At 64.6% G+C, this 22892-nt stretch carries 18 protein-coding genes and 1 riboswitch; of the genes, 5 read left to right on the forward strand and 13 right to left on the reverse strand.

Features of this window, described 5'->3' with window-relative positions:
• Positions 1–11 precede the first annotated feature (11 nt).
• The 4 genes from O6R08_RS07885 to O6R08_RS07900 all read right to left on the reverse strand — a co-directional run bounded on the left by O6R08_RS07885 (position 12) and on the right by O6R08_RS07900 (position 6439).
• On the reverse strand, positions 12–1130 hold the full coding sequence (locus tag O6R08_RS07885) for a BMP family lipoprotein (protein WP_271417634.1): 1119 nt from the start codon (positions 1128–1130) through the stop codon (positions 12–14).
• Between the two features lie 219 nt (positions 1131–1349).
• Positions 1350–2588, reverse strand: a complete 1239-nt coding sequence (locus tag O6R08_RS07890; RefSeq protein ID WP_271417635.1) for an aminoglycoside phosphotransferase family protein — start codon at positions 2586–2588, stop codon at positions 1350–1352.
• The gene (locus O6R08_RS07895; RefSeq protein ID WP_271417636.1) at positions 2585–3991 is read right to left on the reverse strand and encodes a hemolysin family protein; all 1407 of its coding nucleotides are present in this window, start codon (positions 3989–3991) and stop codon (positions 2585–2587) included. The genes O6R08_RS07890 and O6R08_RS07895 overlap by 4 nt, the downstream gene beginning before the upstream one ends.
• Before the next feature lie 237 nt (positions 3992–4228).
• Positions 4229–6439 carry an NADP-dependent isocitrate dehydrogenase gene (locus O6R08_RS07900; protein ID WP_271417637.1) on the reverse strand — a complete coding sequence of 737 codons (2211 nt, stop codon included), beginning with the start codon at positions 6437–6439 and terminating at the stop codon, positions 4229–4231.
• 209 nt (positions 6440–6648) lie between these two features.
• On the opposite strand from O6R08_RS07900, the gene O6R08_RS07905 reads away from it, so the two are divergent.
• The 3 genes from O6R08_RS07905 to O6R08_RS07915 all read left to right on the forward strand — a co-directional run bounded on the left by O6R08_RS07905 (position 6649) and on the right by O6R08_RS07915 (position 10448).
• Positions 6649–7500, forward strand: a complete 852-nt coding sequence (locus O6R08_RS07905) for a formyltetrahydrofolate deformylase (RefSeq protein ID WP_271417638.1) — start codon at positions 6649–6651, stop codon at positions 7498–7500.
• A 172-nt stretch (positions 7501–7672) separates the two neighbouring features.
• Positions 7673–8656, forward strand: a complete 984-nt coding sequence (locus O6R08_RS07910) for a malate dehydrogenase (protein WP_271417639.1) — start codon at positions 7673–7675, stop codon at positions 8654–8656.
• 436 nt (positions 8657–9092) lie between these two features.
• Complete coding sequence (locus tag O6R08_RS07915; protein ID WP_271417640.1) at positions 9093–10448, forward strand: aldehyde dehydrogenase family protein; 1356 nt, start codon at positions 9093–9095, stop codon at positions 10446–10448.
• A gap of 103 nt (positions 10449–10551) precedes the next feature.
• On the opposite strand, the gene O6R08_RS11330 is transcribed toward O6R08_RS07915, so the two are convergent.
• Positions 10552–10884, reverse strand: a complete 333-nt coding sequence (locus O6R08_RS11330) for a DUF3017 domain-containing protein (RefSeq protein ID WP_333907883.1) — start codon at positions 10882–10884, stop codon at positions 10552–10554.
• Complete coding sequence (locus O6R08_RS07925) at positions 10881–11744, reverse strand: bifunctional methylenetetrahydrofolate dehydrogenase/methenyltetrahydrofolate cyclohydrolase (protein WP_271417641.1); 864 nt, start codon at positions 11742–11744, stop codon at positions 10881–10883. Before O6R08_RS07925 ends, O6R08_RS11330 begins: the two co-directional genes overlap by 4 nt.
• A 198-nt stretch (positions 11745–11942) precedes the next feature.
• Between O6R08_RS07925 and O6R08_RS07930 the strand changes: the two genes are divergently transcribed.
• Both O6R08_RS07930 and O6R08_RS07935 read left to right on the forward strand, forming a co-directional pair.
• Positions 11943–14471 (forward strand): alkaline phosphatase family protein, encoded by a 2529-nt coding sequence (locus tag O6R08_RS07930; RefSeq protein ID WP_271417642.1) that lies wholly within the window; start codon positions 11943–11945, stop codon positions 14469–14471.
• 308 nt (positions 14472–14779) lie between these two features.
• The gene (locus O6R08_RS07935; RefSeq protein WP_271419321.1) at positions 14780–15100 is read left to right on the forward strand and encodes a hypothetical protein; all 321 of its coding nucleotides are present in this window, start codon (positions 14780–14782) and stop codon (positions 15098–15100) included.
• 125 nt (positions 15101–15225) lie between these two features.
• On the opposite strand, the gene purH is transcribed toward O6R08_RS07935, so the two are convergent.
• The 7 genes from purH to O6R08_RS07970 form a co-directional block, all read right to left on the reverse strand.
• Positions 15226–16776: a bifunctional phosphoribosylaminoimidazolecarboxamide formyltransferase/IMP cyclohydrolase gene (gene purH, locus O6R08_RS07940; RefSeq protein ID WP_271417643.1), complete on the reverse strand. Its 1551-nt coding sequence runs from the start codon at positions 16774–16776 to the stop codon at positions 15226–15228.
• Positions 16773–17402 carry a phosphoribosylglycinamide formyltransferase gene (gene purN / locus O6R08_RS07945; protein WP_271417644.1) on the reverse strand — a complete coding sequence of 210 codons (630 nt, stop codon included), beginning with the start codon at positions 17400–17402 and terminating at the stop codon, positions 16773–16775. Before purN ends, purH begins: the two co-directional genes overlap by 4 nt.
• A 9-nt stretch (positions 17403–17411) precedes the next feature.
• Entirely contained in the window at positions 17412–17927 is a 516-nt protein-coding gene (gene ribH, locus O6R08_RS07950; protein WP_271417645.1) for a 6,7-dimethyl-8-ribityllumazine synthase, read from the reverse strand.
• A gap of 2 nt (positions 17928–17929) precedes the next feature.
• Positions 17930–19240 (reverse strand): 3,4-dihydroxy-2-butanone-4-phosphate synthase, encoded by a 1311-nt coding sequence (gene ribB, locus O6R08_RS07955; protein ID WP_271417646.1) that lies wholly within the window; start codon positions 19238–19240, stop codon positions 17930–17932.
• Positions 19234–19833 (reverse strand): riboflavin synthase, encoded by a 600-nt coding sequence (locus O6R08_RS07960; RefSeq protein WP_271417647.1) that lies wholly within the window; start codon positions 19831–19833, stop codon positions 19234–19236. Before O6R08_RS07960 ends, ribB begins: the two co-directional genes overlap by 7 nt.
• Complete coding sequence (gene ribD / locus O6R08_RS07965; protein ID WP_271417648.1) at positions 19814–20836, reverse strand: bifunctional diaminohydroxyphosphoribosylaminopyrimidine deaminase/5-amino-6-(5-phosphoribosylamino)uracil reductase RibD; 1023 nt, start codon at positions 20834–20836, stop codon at positions 19814–19816. Before ribD ends, O6R08_RS07960 begins: the two co-directional genes overlap by 20 nt.
• 75 nt (positions 20837–20911) lie before the next feature.
• A riboswitch (FMN riboswitch) is annotated at positions 20912–21044 on the reverse strand.
• A 106-nt stretch (positions 21045–21150) separates the two neighbouring features.
• Positions 21151–22779: a cell division protein PerM gene (locus O6R08_RS07970; RefSeq protein WP_271417649.1), complete on the reverse strand. Its 1629-nt coding sequence runs from the start codon at positions 22777–22779 to the stop codon at positions 21151–21153.
• Positions 22780–22892: the final 113 nt, after the last annotated feature.

The following is a 22892-nucleotide window of genomic DNA, read 5'->3' on the forward strand; positions in this document are numbered from 1 at the left end:
GCGCTGTGGGCTCACTTGGGCTGGGCCTTCGAGGTGATCTTGATCTTGCCGGAGGTGATGTCGGCCTTGATCGTCTTCAGCTCGTCCTTGACGTCGGCAGGGACCTTGGAGTCGAACTCGTGGAACGGGGACAGGCCGGTGCCCTCATCCTCCAGGGAGCCGATGTAGGGCTTGTTGTCGAAGGAACCGTCCTTGGCGGACTTGATGGCGTCGAACACAGCGACATCCATGCCCTTGTACACCGAGGTGATGATGTGGGAGCAGTAGGAAGGCTGGGTCTTGCAGCCGTCGCCGTCAACCCAGATGGCGTTGGCCTTGCCACCGGAGGACTTCACAGCCTGCAGGGCGCCGTTACCAGCGTTACCGGCAACCGGGAGGATGATGTCGGCACCCTGACCGAGCAGGGCCTGAGCGGTCGTCTTGCCACCGGAGACGTTCTGGAACGGGTTGGGCTGCGGGACGAACTGGCCATCCTGCTTCTCGGCGTTCCAGCCGATGACCTGCACCGACTTGTTCTTCTGCTTGTTGTAGTAGTCGACGCCCTGGGCGAAGCCATCCATGAAGATGGTGACGGTCGGGATCTTCATGCCGCCAAAGGTGGCGACCTTGCCGGTCTTGGTCAGCGAGGCGGCCAGGTAACCGGCCTCGAAGGAGGACTGGGCGGTGTTGAAGATCAGCGGCTTGAGGTTCGACGGGGCACCCTTCGGGTTGTCGTCGACGATGGCGAACTTGACGTTCGGGTTGGCAGCCGCAGCGGCCAGGGTGGGCTTTTCGAGCAGGAAGCCGACCGAGACGATGATCGAACACTTGGCGTCGACCATGGACTGCAGGTTGGTGGCGTAGTCCTTGTCATCCTTCGACTCCACCTTGGCGGTCTTGGCGCCGAGGTCGCTGGCGGCCTTGTTGAGGCCCTGCAGCGAGGTCTCGTTGAAGGATTTGTCGTTGAAGCCAGCGGAGTCGGAGACCATGCAGGCCTTGAACTCACCGGAATTGGAGTTGTCGTTGGCCGCCGAGCTGGCGGCGGAGCTCGACGAGGAGCCCGAGGACGCATCCGGAGCCTGCGCGCACGCCGACAGCGACACGGCTGCGGCGGCAAGAACGGCGGGAATGGCGAGGTGTGACTTCTTCACGGACTGCCTCCTGGAGCAGACGATGATACAGCGAATGGGGAGCCCACATGGCGGCTTTCGTCAATCGGGCCATAAAACTGTAACCCCTTCGTGGCGGAATCGACACCTTAACGGTCAAACTGGGCACAAAATGCGCGAAGAGTCCCCTTGGCATCAGCCAACACACCTCATTCGTGGGGTGCTCTCGGGCGACTGATTCCCTCAGGCGACCTGATTCCCTCAGGCGACCTGATTGACGAGGGCCTCGGCCGCGTCAATGATCGACATCGTCTCAGCACCCCAGTTGGCTTCCTGGCTGCGATAGGGCCCGGTCGCAAGAGATATCGCCACTGCGGCGGAGCGCAACCGCAACTCCACTGGATCGACTCGCGAGTCGAAGACCGGCACCCACTGCGCCAAGATCTGTCTCATCCGATCAGCCTGGCACGAAGTCATACGCTGCACTGTCGACAAATGGGCAACCAGGCAGGCCAAGTCGTCAGCGCGACGCCCTGGCCCGATGGTGTCGACGTCGAGGATTCCACAGACCTGACCATTCCAGACATGGATCTGCCCCTCATGGAAGTCACCGTGGGTGGGCTCATTTCCTGGTGGCAAACTCGTCAATCCCTGGGAGATGATGTCCGCCATCCGGTCCAGACGGTCCTGCTGGTCAGGCATGGCGGCAGCAACGATGCGGCAGTAGTGATCCACCGAGTCACTCCACGAGGATCGTCGCGGCAGATCGCACACCTGCGCAGGAAGCTGGTCGAGCAGCCCGATGAGACCCTCAGCGGTGCATGGATTCCCAGGCTCGAAGAGGGCCTTGCTGAGGGGACGCCCTGGCAATTCGGCCAGAAAGAGCAGATTGTCGTCCGTGATCCCGACGACGCGGGGGCTCGGCACCCCCGCGCTGGTGAGCAGGTCATGACGGGCAAGGGTCGCCTGGAAGTTGCCCTCACGCAGCACCTTGACGTAGAAGCGGCGCTGGGCGACCTCCACCGACAACACCGCGCGACGCCTGGGCCGATACCCAATCATGCGGATGGTGATCTCATCGGCGCTGACACGGCCACCGACGAGCCCCAACTGCGACACGATGGCCGCCATCTGCTCGGGATAGGCCGCCCGGGACAACCCTGGCAGGTCAGGATCATCGGGGTATCGCCACACCGCAACCTCCCGAGACCCGTCGACGTAAATGTCGGCGCGCGCATCGGTCTGCGCAGGACCATTGACCCGAGCGCTCATGCCAAAAAGTTCCTGGCGCTCCCCGGTCGGCCATTGCACCCGAGCCTGGTACGTCGCTGTGGTGGACTGGCCAGGATTGGCGTCAACATGGTCGAGATGCCACTCCAGCAAGATCCCGTCGGCGTGCTCGACCGCTGCCTTCAGCAGTTTTCCAGCTTCTGGACCGGTGAGCAGGACTGCCCCATCAGCGTCCTTGCCAGGACCGCCGAGCCACGCGGGTCGTTTCACACACTCACCCCTTCTGGCTCCGGGCGCGAGGCCCCAGAGACTCCTCCTGCCATGATCGGAGCAGCCGGTGCGTCGAGCCTACGAACCCTCAGCCATGCGGCCCGCAGGCCATCGACCTCGGTCACCGTCAGCTCGACATTGGGAGCGGGTTCCTCCTCCTCGTTCTCCTCATCGGCCACGAAACCGACAGGGTGGAGGTGCACGTCAACCTGGGCCCCCTTGACAGGAACCTGCCCGGTCTGGGCCATGAAATAGCCGGCAACAGTGTCGTAGGGGCCATCGGGTAGCACCAGGCCGACCTTCTCGGAGAACTCCTCGATGGTCGTCAGGCCGTCAATGTCACGCTGACGCACGTGGGCCAGATCGGAGGGTTCGACGGTGTCGTACTCGTCGGTGATGTCGCCGACGATCTCCTCGACGAGGTCCTCCAGGGTGACGATGCCGGCCGTGCCCCCGTACTCGTCCAGGACGATGGCCAGATGTGCATGGGTGCGACGCATTTCCGTGAGGGCCTTGAGCACCTTGACGGTGTCGGGCAGGGACACGACGGGGCGCACGAGCTGGGACACCCGGCTGGCACGAATCTGGGGATCGAGTTCGAGCAGGTCACGCACGTGAACGAATCCGAGCACTCGGTCCGCCGAGCCGTCGATGACCGGGTAACGGGAGTGGGATCCGTCGCGGACCACCTGAGCTGCCTGAACGGCCTTCATCGACCCCTGCAGGAAGTCCACCTCGGTTCGGGGAACCATGACCTCGCGCAGGGATTTCTCGCCCACGGCGAAGACCTCGTCGAGGATGGTGCGCTCCTCGTCACCCAAGGTGGCTGAGGAGACGACCATCGAGCGGATCTCCTCGTCGGTGACCTCTTCACGGGCGGCCGCGGGGTCACCACCAAGAATCTTGACGACGAAGTCGGTCGAGATCCCCAGGAACCAGATGATCGGGCGGAACAGGGTCGCAATGCCGTTGACCATCGGGCCCAACACCAAGGAGAAACCCTCGGCTCGCTGCATGGCCAGCCGTTTGGCGACCAGCTCTCCCAGCACGATCGAGAAGTAGGAAATGATGATCGTGATGATGACGAGGGCGACGGTGCCGGCGACAGAGGCCGACATTCCCCAGGACTCAAAAACCGGCGCAAGCCGATTGGCCAAGGTGGCACCGCCGAAGGCCGAGGCCAGGAAGCCTGACAGGGTGACGCCGATCTGAACCGCAGACAGGAAGCGGTTGGGATGGGAGTGCAGTTTCTGGATCGAACGGCCGCGAGATCCGCGGGTGGCCGCCAAGTGCTTGACCTGGGATTCGCGCAGGCTCACCAGCGCCATCTCGGCAGCCGAGAAGACTCCTCCCAGGAGAATGAACAGAAGAATGAGGGCGGCGTTCTCAACGACGTCAGCCACGGACCTTCACCATTCCTCTCGTCACAGAGGCGCAGATGAAGGTCTCGGGACTATCGCCCTCCCGGTCATCGTTGTGCATGGAATCAAGAATAAGGGTTCGATCCGACAAAACTCCACGCATGAGGTGGCGAGCGGGAGGCATCGAGCCACCCACCCGGGAGGACCGACGTCGATGGTGACGACGCACCACCGGCGTCGGCCCGCATGGTCAGGCACAGGCCGGAATCCGGCCAGTGCTCACAGGGAGTCGATGATGGCGTTGAAGGTCACGCTGGGACGCATGGCGTCCTCGACGAGCTCCTCGTCGGGGTGGTAATAACCGCCCATGTCAACCGGATTGCCCTGGACGCCATTGAGCTCGTCGAGAATCTGAGTCTCGCGGGCGGCCAGCTCGGTGGCCACGTCGGAGAACCGGTCGGCGAGTTCGGGGTCGTCCTTCTGGGCGGCCAGTTCACCAGCCCAGTAACGAGCCAGCCAGTAGTGGGAACCACGGTTGTCGATCTGACCCAGCTTGCGAGCCGGGGAACGATCGTTCTCCAGGAAGGCGACAATGGCCTTGTCCAAGGTGGCAGCCAGAACTCCGGCCTTGGTGCCCTCGGTGGTCTGGTCAATGTGCTCCAGGCATGCACCCAAGGCGCAGAACTCCCCCAGGGAATCCCACCGCAGATAATTCTCGGCAACGAACTGGGCGACGTGTTTGGGGGCCGAACCGCCGGCACCGGTCTCGAAGAGGCCACCGCCAGCCAGCAGCGGGACGACCGAGAGCATCTTGGCGCTGGTGCCGATCTCGAGGATGGGGAACAAATCCGTGAGGTAGTCACGCAGCACGTTTCCAGTCACCGAGATGGTGTCCTCGCCGCGCCGGATGCGTGCCAGGGTGAACTTCATGGCCTCGGCCGGGGCGAGGATGCGAATGTCGAGACCCTCGGTGTCGTACTCGGGCAGGTAAGCCTTGACCTTCTCGATGACGCGGGCGTCATGGGCGCGGTTCTCGTCGAGCCAGAAGACTGCCGGGGTGTTGGTGATGCGGGCTCGCTCGACAGCCAGACGCACCCAGTCGCGCACCGGGATGTCACGCACCCGGCTCATGCGCCAGATGTCGCCGCCTTCAACCTGGTGGCTCGCCAGCACCTCATTGCCGGAGCGCACCTCGACACGGCCGTCGCGAGCCACGGTGAAGGTGGTCGGGTGGGAGCCGTACTCTTCACACTTCTGAGCCATCAGGCCGACGTTGGGGGCATCGCCCATGGTGGCAGGGTCAAGGGCACCGTTTTCACGGCAGTCGTCCATGATCGCGGCGTACATCGTCGCGTAGCTGCGATCCGGGATGCAGGCCAGGGTCTCCTGACGCTTACCCTCGGCATTCCACATGCAGCCAGAGTCGCGGATGACCGTCGGCATCGAGGCGTCGATGATGACGAGGTTGCCAGCGTGCAGGTTGGTGATGCCGTTATCCGAATCAACCATGGCCAGGGCTGGCCGGGCCCGGAAGGCCGAATCAATGGCGGCGGTGATCTTGGCGGCGCGGTCGGCCGGGAGATTCTCCAGGCGGGCGTACAGATCACCCAGCCCCAGATCCGCGTTGACCCCCACGGAGGCGAGATCGTCACCATACTTGTCGAAGACGTCAACGAGGAAGGTGCGCACCGCGTGTCCGAACAGGACCGGGTCGGACACCTTCATCATGGTCGCCTTGAGGTGGACCGACCACAGCAGGTCCTCCTCCTTGGCCTGGGCCAGGGTGGCGGCATAGAACTCGTCGAGAGCGTCGACGGACATGAAGGTGGCGTCGACGATCTCGCCATCGAGGGTCTTGATGCCACTGGCAAGGGTGGTCTCGGAACCATCAGCCTCGACGAGCACGATGTCGAGGTCCTGGCCCTGGGAGACGAAGGACTCCTCATGGTCGAAGAAGTCGCCATGATCCATGTAGGCGACACGGGCCTTGACCTGATCGGTCCACGGACCCACGCGGTGCGGGTGGGCCTTGGCGTAGGCCTTGACAGCGGCAGGTGCGCGACGGTCGGAGTTACCCTGCCGCAGCACCGGGTTGACGGCCGAGCCGAGCACCGTGGCGTAGCGGGCGGCGGTCTGCTTCTCCTCGTCGGTGGAGGGCTTGTCCGGGAAGTCCGGCAGGTCGTAACCCTGGGACTGCAACTCAGCGATGGCGGCCTTGAGCTGCGGGATGGATGCGGAGATGTTAGGGAGCTTGATGATGTTGGCGTCCGGGGACCCGGTGAGCTCGCCGAGCTCGGCCAGGTGATCGGCCACCTTCTGATCCTCGCTCAGACGATCCGGGAACTGAGCCAGAATGCGCCCGGCCAAGGAGATGTCCGACGTCGTGATGTCGATACCCGACTCGTCGAGAAATCCCTCCACGATGGGCAGCAAGGAATATGACGCGAGGGCGGGGGCCTCGTCGATCTTGGTCCAGACGATGGTGGGCATGCGCGAACTCCTGTGGTCGAGGGGATCACCGCAAGGCGGCCGACGAAGGCCCGGTGCGGAACTGGTGCTCACAATAGTGGAGGGAGGGTACAAAACAGCCCGAGCAGCAGTGGAACATCGCCCAACATCCCCGAAATGCGCAGCCATCGCTCAATCCCGCTGCCTGGAATGGCCCCCGCCGTGACCCTGGGCCGACTACGGTACCGCTCATGGCGAAACCCCACGAGCTCGTCGTCACCTGGACCAGTCCCGACCAGCCAGGACTCGTCCATGCCGTCACCGGAGCATGCGCTCAGGTTGGCGGCAACCTCACCGAATGCCAACAGTTCACCAGCGCCGACACCGGAAACTTCTTCATCCGGTTGCAGGTCGAGTCGGTCAGCAGCCGAGCTGCTCTGGAATCCGCCGTGACGAAACTGGCACAGCGTCACCATGCGACTTTCCACATCGACGAGCTGGGACGTCCGGTCCGCACCCTCATCCTCGCGTCCAAGGCACCTCACTGTCTGTCGCACCTGTTGTTCAACCGCGACACCGGACGGCTACCCATTGACGTCGTCCAAGTGATGGCCAACCATCCTGATCTCGCCGATCTGGCGCAGTTCCACAAGGTGCCGTTCCGGTGGCAGAAGGTCGACAAGGAGTCCAAGGAGGCCTTTGAACAGGACGTATTGAGCACCGTTGACGCTCTCGACGTCGAACTCGTGGTGCTGGCCCGCTACATGCAAATCCTCTCCCCTGAGCTGTGCGAACAACTGTCGGGACGATGCATCAACATCCACCACTCATTCCTGCCCGGTTTCAAGGGGGCCAACCCTTACCGTCAGGCCCACTCCCGCGGAGTCAAGCTCATTGGTGCGACGGCCCACTTCGTCACCGTTGACCTCGACGAGGGACCCATCATCGAACAGCGAGTCCAGCGAGTCGATCATTCCCAGACTGTCGCTGGCCTCACCGCCGTCGGACAGGACACCGAGTCGGCGACCCTCAACGAGGCTGTGCGTCTCTTCGCCGAACATCGCACCTTTCTGGACGGCATGCGTACCGTCATCCTCAGGTGAGGACCCGCACAACCAACAGCTATTGGTGCGCAATTTCCGGGTGTGCCATGAAAGAATTCTCACCGCAGCCACATGTTCCTGACGAGAATGACTCCCCCGCCCACCTCGCCGACCGGCCACGAGTACGCTCGAGGGTATCCACGTGTCATCGAGGACTTTCAAGGAGAGATTCATGACCCAGACCCCAGTCAAGATTGCCGTCACCGGTGCAGCTGGCCAGATTTGCTACAGCCTGCTGTTCCGCATCGCCTCCGGTTCGCTGCTCGGAGACACTCCCATCGAGCTTCGTCTTCTCGAGATCACCCCGGCCCTCAAGGCCCTCGAGGGAGTCGTCATGGAGCTTGACGACTGCGCCTTCGGCAACCTCGTGAACATCGAGATCGGAGACGACCCGAAGAAGGTCTTCGACGGAGTCAACGCCGCCTTCCTCGTCGGCGCCATGCCCCGCAAGGCCGGTATGGAGCGTTCCGACCTGCTCACCAAGAACGGCGCCATCTTCACCGCCCAGGGCAAGGCCCTCAACGATGTTGCCGCCGACGACGTCCGTATTCTCGTCACCGGCAACCCCGCCAACACCAACGCCCTCATCGCCGCCACCAACGCGGTCGACATCCCGAACGATCACTTCGCCGCCCTGACCCGTCTGGATCACAACCGCGCCAAGACGCAGCTGGCCCGCAAGACCGGCAAGACCGTCAACGACGTGCGTCACATGACCATCTGGGGCAACCACTCCTCCACCCAGTACCCCGACGCCTTCCACGCCGAGGTCGCCGGCCAGAAGGCCACCGATCTGGTGGACGAGGCCTGGATCGAGAATGATTTCATTCCGACCGTCGCCAAGCGCGGCGCCGCCATCATCGACGCTCGTGGCGCCTCCTCGGCTGCTTCGGCCGCCAACGCCACCGTCGAGTGCATGCGCGACTGGATGGGCTCCACCCCCGAGGGTGACTGGGTCTCCATGGCCATCCCGTCCGACGGCTCCTACGGAGTCCCCGAGGGCATCATCTCCTCCTTCCCCGTGACCATCAAGGACGGCAAGGTCGAGATCGTCCAGGGGCTGGAGATCGACGACTTCTCGCGCGCCAAGATCAATGCCTCCGCCAAGGAGCTCTCCGAGGAGCGCGACGCCGTCAAGGAGCTCGGCCTCATCTGATCCCTGATCTCATCTGATCACTGACACCGACCGAACGGGTCCGGAAACGTCGATTTCCGGGCCCGTTCTGTGCGTTCTGACGCCATTGGTCGGCAGTGAGAGCAGGTTGTCGTCCGCGTGGAGAGATGCACCACACTCGTGCACGAACGTGCAGTGATCCAGACCCCTGGAAGGGCTCACAATGACCCTTGTTGTCCCGTCATAACGGGGTTTATTCGCTTCTCCCAGGCAGTGGCAAAGGCCACAAATAGACCATTCATCGAAATGCACATCAGTGCACACACAGGTTTGCCTCATCTGCACCTCGGGCCCGTTCCTGGTTTAGCTCTGGACGAACGAGAATGGCCATTCCTATGGTCGATGCATCAGATGTCCTGATGTCCACCGCAAGGAGGCGGATCTTCCCAGGACTCCACATCCGAAGGAGCCAACAGTCATGACCATCACAGCCGAACGTCGAGTCACCGAAGCCAGCGTCGAGGACCTCGCCGGAGTCTTCAACGACGTCAATGGTGCGGTGGGCGCCGCCCGGAGGGCCTTCGTCGCCTTCTCGGAGTGCTCCATGGCCCAGCGCCGCGCCTTCGTCGATGCTGTCCGCGAGGCCGCGAGCCAGCAGGACCGCCTGGAGTACATGGCCAGCGCAGCCGTCGAGGAAACCGCGATGGGCAATGCCGATCACAAGGTGCTCAAGAATCTCTATGCGGCGACTCGCACCCCCGGGGTGGAGGACCTCGTCATGGAGGCCCGCCAGGGCGACGACGGACTGACCACCCTCGAGTACGCCCCCTATGGAGTCATCGGCGCCATCACCCCGACGACCAACCCGACCGAGACCATCATCTGCAACACCATCGGCATGCTCTCGGCAGGAAACACCGTCGTCTTCAGCCCTCACCCGCGGGCCCGTCACCTCAGTGCCTGGCTGGTCGACGTCCTCAACCGCGCGATGATGGCAGCAGGCGCCCCCGCCAACCTCATCACCCTCGTCGCGAACCCGACTCCCGAGACCACCACTCAGCTCCTCAACCACCCGGACATCGCCATGCTGGTCGCCACTGGAGGCCCACAGATCGTCAACATGGTCCTCTCGAGCGGCAAGAAGGCCATCGGTGCTGGGTCGGGCAACCCACCCGTCGTCGTCGACGAGACCGCCAACATTGCCAAGGCCGCCGCTGACATCGTCCAGGGGGCCAGCTTCGACAACAATCTGCCGTGCACTGCGGAGAAGGAGATGATCGTCGTCGCCGAGGTGCTGCCAGAGTTCATGGCCGAGCTGCAGGCCAACGGCGCTCAGGTCATCAGTGATCGAGACGACCTCGCCAAGTTGCGGTCCTTGCTACTCGACCCCTCAGGCACCAAGCCCGCCACTGCGTGGGTGGGCCAAGATGCTCAGAAGATCCTGCGTGCAGCCGGTATCACGCCCGAGCAGGACACCCGACTCATCACCATGGTCACCGACCCGCTGGACCCCTTCGTCCAGGTCGAAATGCTCATGCCGGTCGTCCCGGTGGTGCCCGCCACCGATTACCTCGCCGCCATCGACCTGGCCGTGGAGGTGGAGCACGGCAATCGCCACACCGCGATCATGCACTCCCAAGACGTCTCTCGCCTCGACCTCATGGCCCGACGCATCCAGACGACGATCTTCGTCAAGAATGGGCCCTCCTTCGCCGGCATCGGGATCAACGGCGAGGGGTTCGTGACCTTCACCATCGCCGGACCGACCGGTGAGGGGTTGACCTCGGCACGCAGCTTCGCCCGTCGGCGTCGTTGCGTGTTGGACCCACACTGAGCGGCACTAGCTACCTGCGCCAGTTGTGTCCCTGTTGCGCCACCATTTTCTGGCGCAACAGGGACACAACTGGCGCAGGTGTATGAAAGCAGGGACGCAGCCGTCACCTCGTCAAGATGACGACGACCATGAGTGTCCCCAGCCCCAGCAGGAGCAGCGAATCAACCCACCGGGCCCGTACCGCCAACAGTCCGGCGAGGTTGTCGGGCAACACCGCCCGCAACACGCCCGCCAGCAGCACCGAGGCCGCGAAGACCATCGCCCCGCGCCGCCATTGGCCGTTGCCCATGACGATTGCGGACACGGCGACTCCGAGCAGGCACACGGTCAGCGCCCACCAGGATTCCAGGTGCTCCTTCGACGCGGCGCAGCGGTCACTGCGTCGCGCTCGTCGGTCAGCACCTTCGGTGGCTGCTTGGGGCCTGTGGTGGCTCATGAAGGATCCGCAGCGAGCCGCTCGGCCCTGTCGACCACGTTGGACAGCAACATGGCGCGGGTCATCGGACCGACTCCACCTGGATTGGGCGAAACCCATGCCGCCTTGTCCCACACATCGGCAGCGAAGTCGCCCTGGATCTTGCCTTGTGCCGACCGCGACACACCGACGTCGACCAGTACGGCCCCTTCGCGAATCATACTCGCGTCAATGAGACCTGGGGAACCAGCCGCACCAACGATGATGTCGGCCTGACGGGTGTGGTCAGCGAGGTTGCGGGTGCCGGTATGACACAGCGTGACGGTGCAGTTCTCGCTGCGACGGGTGAGCAGCAGCCCCAGCGGACGACCAACCGTCGTGCCACGGCCCACCACGCAGACATTGGCTCCCGGCAGCTCGATCCCGTGCCGGGTCAACAACTCGACGATGCCCCGCGGGGTGCACGGCAGCGGGGCCGGTTCGTTGAGCACCAGGCGCCCCAGAGATGCGGGAGTCAGACCGTCGGCGTCCTTGTCGGGATCGATGAGGTTGAGCGCCCAGTTGGTGTCGATGTGTCCGGGCAACGGCAACTGGACGATGTACCCGGTGCAGCGCGGATTGGCGTTGAGCCCACGAATCTCCTGGGCAAGGTCGTCGGCGGAGACGTCGCCAGGCAGATCAACCCGAATCGACTCGATGCCCACCTGAGCGCAGTCGCGATGCTTGCCGGCGACGTACTGGTGCGACGCCGGATCGTCCCCGACCAGCACCGTTCCCAGCCCCGGAACAACTCCCTTGTCGCGTAGGACTGCCACACGTTCGGCAAGCTCGGACTTGATGGCGGCGGCGGTGGCCTTGCCGTCGAGTTTGTGAGCGGTCATGGATCCTCCTTGTGTCACGACCTTGACAGGCCACCATCTTTTCACGACACACGGTTCCTCAGCGCCGGGCACCGGCCTGACATCCCCGGTGCCACCCATCTCGTCACTGCCACGGCATCATGACACATTCACGAGCAATTTCCTTGCTGTTCACCGACGGCCCCCCTGCCCTCCGTCTGAGAGGTATAGACCGAAGGTATGAATACCTTACATTCACGCCTCACCCGGGTGGTGAGTGCCTCAGTTTCCATCGGCATGGCCGCCTTCGGGTTCGTCGCGCCGATGGTCGGCCATGCCCAGCCCGACAGCAAGCCCACCCCTGGCGCATCCGACGGCGCCAAGAAGCACACCACCATCACCTCAACGAACGTTGCCAGCGGCAAGATCAAGCACGTCTGGCTCATCATTCTGGAGAACAAGTCCTACGACGCCACCTTCTCCGGACTCAACCAGAACTCCTACCTGTGGAAGGAACTGCCGAAGCAGGGCGCTCTGCTCCCCTACTACTTCGGCACCGGCCACTACTCCCAGGACAACTACACCTCGATGGTCTCCGGACAGTCCGCCGAGATGGACCTCCAGTCCGACTGCGACGTCGCCAACACCAGCTTCGGCTCGAACTCGTCGATCATCGACACGCACAACGGCAAGGAGTTCGGACGCGACGACAACTACGGTCAGGTCCTCTCCTTGGCCGGCCCGAACGCTGCGGACGGCAAGAACGGCTGCACCTACCCCAAGGACGTCCCCACCCTGTTCAACCAGTTCGACGCCGCCGGTGTCACCTGGAAGGGATACGCCCAGGATCTGCGCAACCATCCCGGTCGCGAGGACGGCCTGGCTGGCTCCCCGGGCACCCTTGACAACACCCCGGACAAGAACCCCAAGTCCATGAAGCCGACCGAGGAGGACAAGGCCAAGGGCATCACCTCCTTCACCGGCGCCCAGGAGGACGACCAGTACGTCGCCAAGCACTTCCCCTTCCCGTGGTTCCACTCCATCATCGGCAACGACGGCACTGGCAAGGACTCCTTGACCACCCCGACCGACGGTGGCACCCCGTCCGATGCGAAGCACATCGCCAACACCGATGACCCCTCCAACGGTCTTCTCGCCGATCTGGCCAAGCCTGCCGATCAGGTGCCCGCTTTCAGCTGGATCACCCCGAACAACTGCTCTGACGCCCACGACGCCACGTGCAAGGGCAACAACCTCTCCGGTCTCTTCGACGCCGACGGCAAGCCGGACTACTCCAAGCCGCTGACCACCCCGCCGAAGAACCACACTGGTGGCCTGTACGCCGCTGATCTGTGGCTGCGCTACTACATCCCGCTCATCGAGAAGTCGGATGCCTTCAAGGACGGTGGTCTCATCGACATCACCTTCGACGAGGCCAACCCGCCCTTCACCAACATGTCGTTCAACAACGCCACCGATGACACTGACGTCGCGAACGCCGCCCGCAAGGAAGAGTTGTACACCTACGAAGCTGAGACCGTGAAGGATCTCGCGGAGGGGTACAAGAAGTACGAGGCCAACACCTTCCCGAAGCCGTCCAAGTTGGCGCAGGGTTACGTCAAGGCCGACCTCGCCGGACAGAACATCGATGGCAAGAACGTCGACTGGGAGCCGACCGGCCCGAACTCGACCCTCGAGACCGACGAGCACGGCAACCAGCTGTTCCCGGGACCGGGCGACAACGGCTACATCACTCGTCCGCCGTCCTGTGAGGAGGACACCGAGCTGGTGAATGCCGACAAGTCCAACTGTGTTCACGGTGCCAAGAACACCGGCGCTGACTTCGGCTACTCCAAGGCCAAGACGATTGACGTCACCAACACTGCTGGCACCTCCAAGCTGAGCGGCAAGGTCACCGTCACCGATCTGGGTCGCAAGGTCACCGGCGAGGGCATCCCCGAGGGTGCTTACGTCGGCAAGGTCGCCAACCAGGGTCCGAACATGGTCGCTGACCCGAAGGACTCCGTGACGAACTCCTCCTTCGTCATCGTCGATTCCAATGACAAGCCGCTCAACACCACCGCTGACGTCACCTCGGTGACCCTGTCGGCAACCGGTGTCCCCGGCCACCTGGCTGAAGGCGAGTCCCCGCTGGCCACCTTCAACGCCCAGGACGCCACTCCTGGCGGCGGCGCCACCGGTTCGGTGCTCATCTCCCCGTACATCAAGCCGGGGACCGTCTCGGACACCTACTACAACCACTTCTCGTGGCTGCGCACCATGGAGGACCTGTTCGAGGTCTCCAAGGGCAAGGACACCCGCGAGCTGGAGGCTGGCACCGTCTCCACCGGTCTCGATGGAGCTGGTCACCTCGGCTTCGCCGCTCAGGCTGGTCTGGGAACCTTCGGCGAGGACATTTTCAACAACCTTCCGGCTGAGTCGAATCCGTCGGAGACCCCGAGCGCCACGGCCGCCCCGAGCGCTTCCGAAACCGCGAGCGCCACGGCCGCCCCGAGCGCTTCGGACTCTGCCAGCCCGTCGGCCTCTGCCAGTGGTTCCACGAGCCCGTCCAGCGCTCCGAGTGCCACCGACACCAAGAGCGCTGCCCCCGGCACTGTTCCTGGCAAGACTGGCACGGGTTCACAGCCCAAGCTGCCGAAAACCGGTAGCGGCGACGTGTCCGACCCGGCTGCCGCAGAGTCGGCCATTGCCGGTCTGGTCGTTGTCGGTGCTGCCGCCGCCTGGGCCATTCGCCGCAAGCGTCACTGAAAGGCAGGGGAATGAGTAATCGTCACGCAATCGCCACGAACCTTCGTAAGGCTGCCATCGTCGGTCTGTGCGCCGGTGTCGCCCTGGTCTCGGGATGCTCAGCATCCGACAACGACACCGTCTCGCCCTCACCGTCGGCTTCCGCCAAGGCTGGCAGCCCTGCCGAACAGCTGGCTGCCCAGTCCATGCCGTCCTGGTTGCCCTCTCCGAGCGCTCCGGCCACCGTCGTCGGAACCATCGAGAAGCCGGCCCTGTCCTACCAGGGAGTTGAGGTCAAGGTGAATCTTGACCGTGGCAACTCGGTGGTCATGAACGTCAACGGCCCCACCGCCCCGCCCGGGACGAAGGTCGGTGCGGAGGAAGCAGACCTCACCTGGACGGTGACGGTGTCCGATGCGACCGGGACGGTTCCTCTGTCGGTCAAGCAGTTCAATGTCCAGGATGAGGCCGGTGAGTACCACTGGACCCATCCGGTGACGGGATCGACGATTCCCGCCAAGATCAGCAAGGGACAGAAGGTGACCTTCAAGATCCACACCGTCGCCACCTCAGGCGAGGGCATGGTTCGCTGGGCACCCGACGGCAAGCATGTCGTCGCCCTGTGGGATTACATCGCTGAGCTCGACTGACCTTCCCGGACGACCACGAAGGGGCCCAGACCGTCACGGTCTGGGCCCCTTCACGTGTCCCTTCACGAGGTCGTCGAACCTCGTCCTCGCCTCGGGAGTGTGCGTCCCGGTGCGAGGAGCCGGGATCAGTGGAAGAAGTGCCTCGTTCCAGTCAGATACAGGGCGACGCCTGCCTTGCGGCATGCCTCGATGGTCTCGTCATCACGAATCGACCCACCCGGCTCGACGATGGCCTTGACCTTGGCGTCGATGAGGACCTGAGGCCCGTCAGCGAAGGGGAAGAAGGCGTCAGAGGCGGCCACTGATCCGGCAGCCCGATCACCCGCCCGCTCCACGGCCAGACGGCACGAGTCGACGCGGTTGACCTGGCCCATGCCGACTCCGACCGAGGCGTTGTCATGGGCCAGCAGAATGGCGTTGGACTTCACCGAGCGGCAGGCCTTCCACGCGAAGAACAGATCGGCGAGGGTGGCGTCGTCGACCGGCTCGCCCGCTGCCAGGGTCCACTGGCTCGGGTCGTCGCCCTCGGCCTGGAAGACGTCGGCCTCCATGGCCAGCAGGCCACCGTCGATCTGGCGCAGCTCCCAACCTGCCACCGTGGGGGCGGAGGCCTCCAGCAGACGGATGTTCTTCTTGCCAGACAAGATCTCCACGGCACCGTCCTCGTAACCGGGAGCGACGACGACCTCGGTGAAGATCTCGGCGACCTGCTTGGCCATGGCGACACTCACCGGACGGTTGGTGGCGATGACGCCCCCGAAGGCGCTCAGCGGATCACAGGCGTGGGCCTTGCGATGGGCCTCGGCAATGTCAGCACCGGTGGCGATGCCGCACGGGTTGGAGTGCTTGATGACGGCGACGCACGGCTCCTCGAAGTCGTAGGCGGCACGACGGGCCGAGTTGGTGTCGACGTAGTTGTTGTAGCTCATGGCCTTGCCGTGAAGCTGACGGGCCCCGGCCAGACCGGGCTCGCCGGGACTCTGGTAGACCGCAGCCCCCTGGTGGGAGTTCTCGCCGTAGCGCAGCGGGTGGATGAGCTCACCCGTCATGCCGACGAAGGCTGGCACCCCCTCGACGCTGACCCCATTGCGGGTGGAGAACCAGGTGGCCACCGCGACGTCGTAGGCAGCGGTGTGGGCGAAGGCCCGGGCCGCCAGAACACGACGCTCCTCGACCGTGTAACCGCCCTCGGACAAGGCCCGGGCGAGGTCGTCGTACTGGTCAGGGCTGGTGACGACAGCGACACTGGCGTGATTCTTGGCAGCCGCGCGAACCATCGACGGGCCGCCGATGTCGATCTTCTCAATGCACTCGTCGAAATCTCCCCCGCCGGCCACGGTCTCAGAGAAGGGATAGAGGTTGCACACCACGAGGTCGAAGGGCTTGACGTCGAGCTCGGAGAGCTGGTCGCGGTGAGACTCCAGACGACGATCGGCAAGGATGCCGGCGTGGATCTTCGGGTGGAGGGTCTTGACGCGACCGTCGAGGCACTCCGGGAACCCGGTGACCTCGCTGACCTCGGTCACCGTCACCCCGTACGATGCCAGCTTCGTGGCGGTCGAGCCGGTGGAGACGACCTCGACCTGAGCTGCGATGAGGGCCTTGGCCAACTGGTCAAGGCCGGACTTGTCGTAGACGGAGACGAGGGCACGACGAATGGGTTGACGTTGACTCACTGTGAATCCTTCCGGGACGGTTCGGTGCCGAGTTCTTGCGTACCGGGGCGAGCCCCGGCAAGTTCTGTGACGACCTCGACGAGCATCTCGCGTTCCTCCACCTTGATGCGTTCGTGGAGAGACTCGACGGTGTCGTCGGTCAGGACGGGCACGGCCCGCTGGGCGAGGATCCGGCCGGTGTCGACCCCGGCGTCGACCATGAAGACGGTGGCGCCGGTGATCTTGACGCCGTAGTCCAAGGCGTCGCGCGGACCGTGGATGCCGGGGAAGGACGGCAGCAATGCCGGGTGGGAGTTGATGGTGCGTCCCCCAAAACGGTCCAGGAAGGTCGTCCCGAGCAGCTTCATGAAGCCAGCGCAGACGACGAGGTCCGGGGCGAATCGGGCGACCTCGTCGGTCAATCGGACATCCCATGCGGCCCTCATGGCAGCCCGCTGGTCGGCGTCGGCCCTGGGCAGGGGTGCGGCGAAGGTGGGGATGCCGGCTTTCTCGGCTCGTTGCAGGGCGAGGGCATCAGGCTGGTCAGAACCAACAGCGACGATGTTCACCGATTCTGGCAGGTTGTCGATGAGGGACTGCAGCAGGGTTCCGGTGCCTGAGACGAGCACGACGACACGAAAAGTCACGACCCCACCCTAGGCCCTCGAGGTCTGTGCCGGGTGCGAGGCAGTCACGGCGGACAGGGTCGAGTAGGTGGCGACGGCGGCTTGGGCTGCCTCATATCCCTTGTCCTCGTGGGATCCTTCCAGCCCAGCACGGTCGAGGGCCTGGGCATCGTCATCGCAGGTGAGAACCCCAAAACCGATGGGGGTTCTGGTGCGCACGGCGACGTCCGTGATGCCCCGGGTGGCGGCGTCGCACACGTAGTCGAAGTGCGGGGTTCCTCCCCTGATGACCACTCCGAGGGCGACAAGGACGTCGAAGTGGTCGGCGAGGGCAGAGCAGGCCACCGGGAGCTCAAAGGACCCCGGCACCCTGACGACGACGGGATCAGCCACCCCGGCATCGGCCAGGCCACGCAGGGCACCGTCGAGCAGGCCATTCATGACTGTGTCATGCCATTGGGAAGCGATGACGGCAACCTCAAGGCCGCGACCGTCAAGGTTGCCGAGGTCGGGGCGAGCGGGGCCGAGGGTGGTACGAGAACTCATGATCATTCTCCTTGCGTGGTCAGGGCTGTGCCGGGGTGATTCGGGCTGGGGTGATTCGAGGTGAACGTGGTGATCTCGGAAATGCTGTGGTCTGCTGCCAGCAGATGTCCCATCCGGTCTCGTTTCGTGCGCAGATACCGCTCGTCCTCGGGACGGGGCGGAATCTCGAGCGGCGACATCGTCACGTCGAGGCCTCCGGCGCGCAGGGCCTCGACCTTGGCGGGATTGTTGGTGAGCAGACGGACCGCAGAAAGACCAGCATGAGCCAGGATGGCCACGGCCGCACCGTATTCGCGAGCGTCGATCGGTAGGCCGAGGTGGGTCTGGGCGTCAACGGTGTCAAGTCCACCATCTTGGGCCTGATAGGCCGCGATCTTGTTGAGCAGACCAGTCGCCCGTCCCTCGTGGCCGCGCAGGAGGATGATGGCCCCGCCATGCTCACTGACGTGGGCCTGGGCGGCTGCCAACTGGTCGCCGCAATCGCAACGCAGAGATCCCAGAGCATCGCCGGTGAGGCATTCCGAGTGCACCCTCACCCAGGCCGGGCCGCCATCATCGGCGTCAATCCCCTTGCCAGACACGAGCAACACGTGCTCGGCCCCAGTGTGGTTGTCCCGGTAACCGGTCATCGCGAATTGGCCGTACCGGGTCGGCAAGTGCGCGCTGGCAAGGGCCGTCACTCTAGGCGCGGAAGGAACCTCAGCAGGGTCATGGGCACGACGCCACTGCGCCAGCTCGTCGATGGTGATGAAGGCCAGACCCTCGGTGCGGGCCAGCGTGGCTATGGCCTCGGTACGTAGACACATGCCGTCATCCCCGACGAGTTCGCCGATGAGGCCCACCGGTTCCAGACCGGCCAGTCGAGCCAGGTCGACGGCAGCCTCGGTGTGACCGCGCCGTTCGAGCACTCCCCCCGTACGGGCCCGCAGCGGCAGCACGTGGCCGGGGCGAATGAGGTCCGCAGGGGTCGAGGTGGCGTTCGCGAGAACTCGCGCGGTGCGGGCCCTCTGGGCGGCGTCAATACCGGTTGTGATCCCGGATGCCGCGTCGACGGAGACGGTGTAGCGGGTGCGCAGCGGGTCCTGGGTGGCCGGCCACATGAGCGGCAGACCGAGTTGGTCGGCGCGCTCATCGGTCATGGGCGCGCACAGGTACCCGGAGGTGTGCCGGACCATCCAACCAACCCAGTGCGGGCCAGCCAGCTGGGCTGCAAGGATGGCGTCTCCCTCGTTCTCCCGGTCAGCGTCGTCGGTGACGAGCACCGGGCGCCCGGCCCGTAGCTCGGCCAGGGCTTCCTCGATGGTGTTCAGCATGGCCTTTCCTTGTTCATGAGTGACTCCAGGTACTTCGCGATGACGTCGACCTCGATGTTCACTGGATCGCCAGGCCCAAGACTGCCGAGGACCGTGGCGGTGAGAGTGGTCGGGATGAGGCTGACCTCGAACCACGCAGAACTGACCTGGCAGACTGTCAGCGATGTGCCGTTGATGGCGATTGACCCCTTCTCGACGACGTACCTGGCCAAGGCGGCGGGGAGGCTGAACCGGAAGATTTCCCAGTGCTCCCCGGCCGTACGGGAGACGAGCTCGGCGACCCCATCGATGTGGCCTTGGACGATGTGTCCCCCAAGGCGTCCCGCCACAGCCACCGGACGCTCCAAATCGACCCTGTCTCCGGGAGCCAGACGGCCCAGAGCGGTGCGAGCGAGCGTCTCGGCCATGACGTCGCAGCTGAAGGTGGTGTCGTCGAGGTCGGTGACCGTCAGGCAGGTGCCGTTGACGGCGATCGAGGACCCGAATCCGGCATCGGAGCAGACGAGTGGTCCGCGGATGGACAGGCGAGCCGAGTCCTGTCGCGTATCGATGGCGACGACCTCGCCCATCTCCTCAATGATTCCGGTGAACATGGTTCTCCTCCCGGTGGTGTGCGCGGATTTGAAGGTCAGGCCCCAGCCGGCACACCTCGTCGATGACGAAGTGATGGGCCAAGGCCAAGGTGGTGACGGTGGGGTCGATGACGGCTGCTCGCCCGTTTCCCAGGACCGTCGGTGCGATGTGGGCGATGACCTCATCAACGAGGTCGGCGGCCAGGAAGGCGCCGGCCAGGCGTGGACCACCCTCGAGCCACACCCGGTGGACGTCGCGATGCCACAACACGTCAAGCACCTCGGCAGGGTCGTGGCTGCGAATATGCAAGGTTTCGGCCGAATCGTCATGGAGATGGCAGTCGGCGGGCAGATCTCTCATCCCCACCACGACGCGCAAGGGCTGACGGGTGACTTCGGGCAGTCGCACGGTCAGTCGCGGATTGTCAGCCAGAGCTGTCCCGGTGCCAACGATGATCGCTCCGCACCGGGAGCGACCGATCTGCACCTGGTGACGCGCCTGTTCCCCGGTGATCCACTGGCTGGTGCCATCGGGGGCGGCGCTGCGTCCATCGAGGGTGGCGGCGTACTTCCAGCACACTCGGGGACGTCGGTGGGTCTGGCTGAAGGTCCAGTCCGCATTGAGATCCGTGGCAGCGTCGGAAAGAACACCCGTGAGAACCTCGACGCCGTTGGTACGCAGGAACTGTTCTCCCCCGGCTGCCACCGGGTTGGGGTCGGACTGGGCTATGACGACGCGGGAAATCCCGGCCTCCCACAGGGCGCGGCTGCACGGACCGGTGCGTCCGCTGTGGTTGCACGGTTCCAGGGTGACGACGGCGGTGGCTCCCCTGGCAGCTTCGCCGGCCTGACGCAGGGCCTCCACCTCAGCGTGTGGGGTTCCCGCCCCGTGGTGCCATCCCCGTCCGACGACCTGGCCCTGGGCGACGATGACACACCCGACACGCGGATTCGGGTCAGGGGATGGTGAGTTCGCTGCCAAGGTCAGGGCAAGCGTCATGGCGTCGTGCCACTGCTGGTCCATATGTCCTCCCGGGCCGTTGCGGCTCCGGGGGTGCGCAAGGACGACACACGGGGCTGACGGGGACGTCAGCCACCTACCGTGCTTCCTCCCATCCGGACTTTCACCGTCGGTACCGGAATTTCACCGGTTCAACCTCACCGTCACGAGGACGGCTCGGGTCGCGGACTGTCACCGCCGGTTCGGACTTTCACCGACCCCGGAGCACGTGTGCTTGCAGACCAGTATGCATCCTCGTGCCACGACGTGCGGCATCACCCCTCAAATTCATGTCGTCAACCGACGCGCCGTCATCTCTGTCGAGGGTCGCACTCGGCTCACGAAGGGCGGGTGGTGGTGTCGTCGGGGTTCTCGCGACCGTTCTGAATCGCGTCGTAGATGTCGTGGCCGATGGCTTCTTGCTCCGACGCGGTGGAGTCGGTGGGTGCGGCTGTGGGACGGGTGATCCTCCTCGACCTGGTGACCTCGTCCAACGCATCGTCCGACACCTCGTGCCCGGCCGAAGTGGCGCCCTCATGCCCCCCAGGCTGGCTGGGGCGGGGCTCCTGCGCATCGTCCGCCTGTGCCGCAGCCTTCTGCTCGGCCTCTTTTGCAGCCTTCTCCTGCTCCCTGGCAGCCTTCTGCTCGGCCTTCTCCTGCTTCCTGGCAGCCCTATTGCGGGCCCTCGCCTCGGACTTGGCCGCCAGAGCTTCCTTGCGCGCCTCGTGACGCTCAGCGCGTCCCTGCCGCGACTCCTCCGATTGCAGGCGTCGCGTCAGTCCGATGACGAATCCACACAGCATCGTCACCAGGGTGAGGATGCCGACCGCGCATCCTGCCATCGCTGGCATGATCGTGCCGACCTCGCTGAGGCGCCCATCGCCCAGACTTCCGTGGCTCAGTAGACCCAGGATGGCCAACACAAGCCCCGAGATCAGTCCAGACAAGGCTCCCAGACTCGCTCCGGTCTCGAACTCGGCCTGCGGCAGAGACTTCATCACGAGGATGCCCCCGATGATTCCGGCAGCCACTGGAACCCCGAACCATGCGCAGGCGGCCGGGCTGAGCGGGCCATTGGATGGCAAGGCTCCCAGCACTGGCAACCCCGGAACGATGCCAAGGTGTGTTCCCAGCGGGGAGACGAAGGTCTGGGTTCCGAAGGCAAACCCCGGACCGAGGGTCCATGCCGTTGCCCACAGAGCCATGGTGGGCAGCCAGCCCAGCTGCGCCAGGATGAGGCAGATTCCTCCCCACCCGGTGGCGCCAATCTGCTGGTGCAGACCGATGACGGTTTTCGCGTGCACGAGCAGGGAGACGGCGAGTGCGGCCGACCCACCGGCCAGACAGACGCCAACCGTTGACCCGACAGCCCTCGGCAACCCGCGGGCCCAGTGGGGCAAGCCGTCGAAGGGATTGACGCGTGCTCCGCGACAAGCCCCGATCAGGCCCGAGCACAGCCCTATGAGGAGGGCACCAATCATGGCCGTCACCCAGCGGGATGTGCCGGCGGCTGCCGTCATGATGATGGCAGCCAGCAACTCGACCGTGGCGTGGAGGGCAATCGCCTCACCGATATGCCGACGTGGCGGGTGGCCGTCGTGGCGATGCCACAAAACGCGGGTGCCATAGCGGCAGGCCTCCTCACCGAGCAGGAGACTGACGCTGGTCAGCCCAAGTGGGATGAGGCCGATATGGATCCCGATGATGTCGATGGGCACACCGTGGCCACTGAGCCACAGACTCGATGCCGCAGCAAGGATGGTCGGGAAGGACCGACCGCTGCTCGACAACCACTCCGGGACGATGATCCCGGCCAGGGCGAGCCATTGGGCCAGAATGGCCACTGTTGCGGCTGCCAGGACGACAACCGGCCAGGGCCACCCGACGCGGGGCTCACGGGGTTGGTCGGTCTGGGAGGACTCAACGACGAACCTCGCCGAGGTCGATGTCGAGCCAGATGTACCCATGTGGGAGTCCTGTTCGGGTCGGGGAAGAAGGTCATCTGGAACCCTACCGTCCACCAGCGACGATTCTGAGTCACCACACCTGTGGCCACGGCACAGCACACACCGTGAGCGCA

Origin of the sequence: Cutibacterium equinum (genome assembly GCF_028021195.1) — a bacterium.
In the GTDB taxonomy this organism is placed as follows: Bacteria; Actinomycetota; Actinomycetes; order Propionibacteriales; family Propionibacteriaceae; genus Cutibacterium; species Cutibacterium equinum.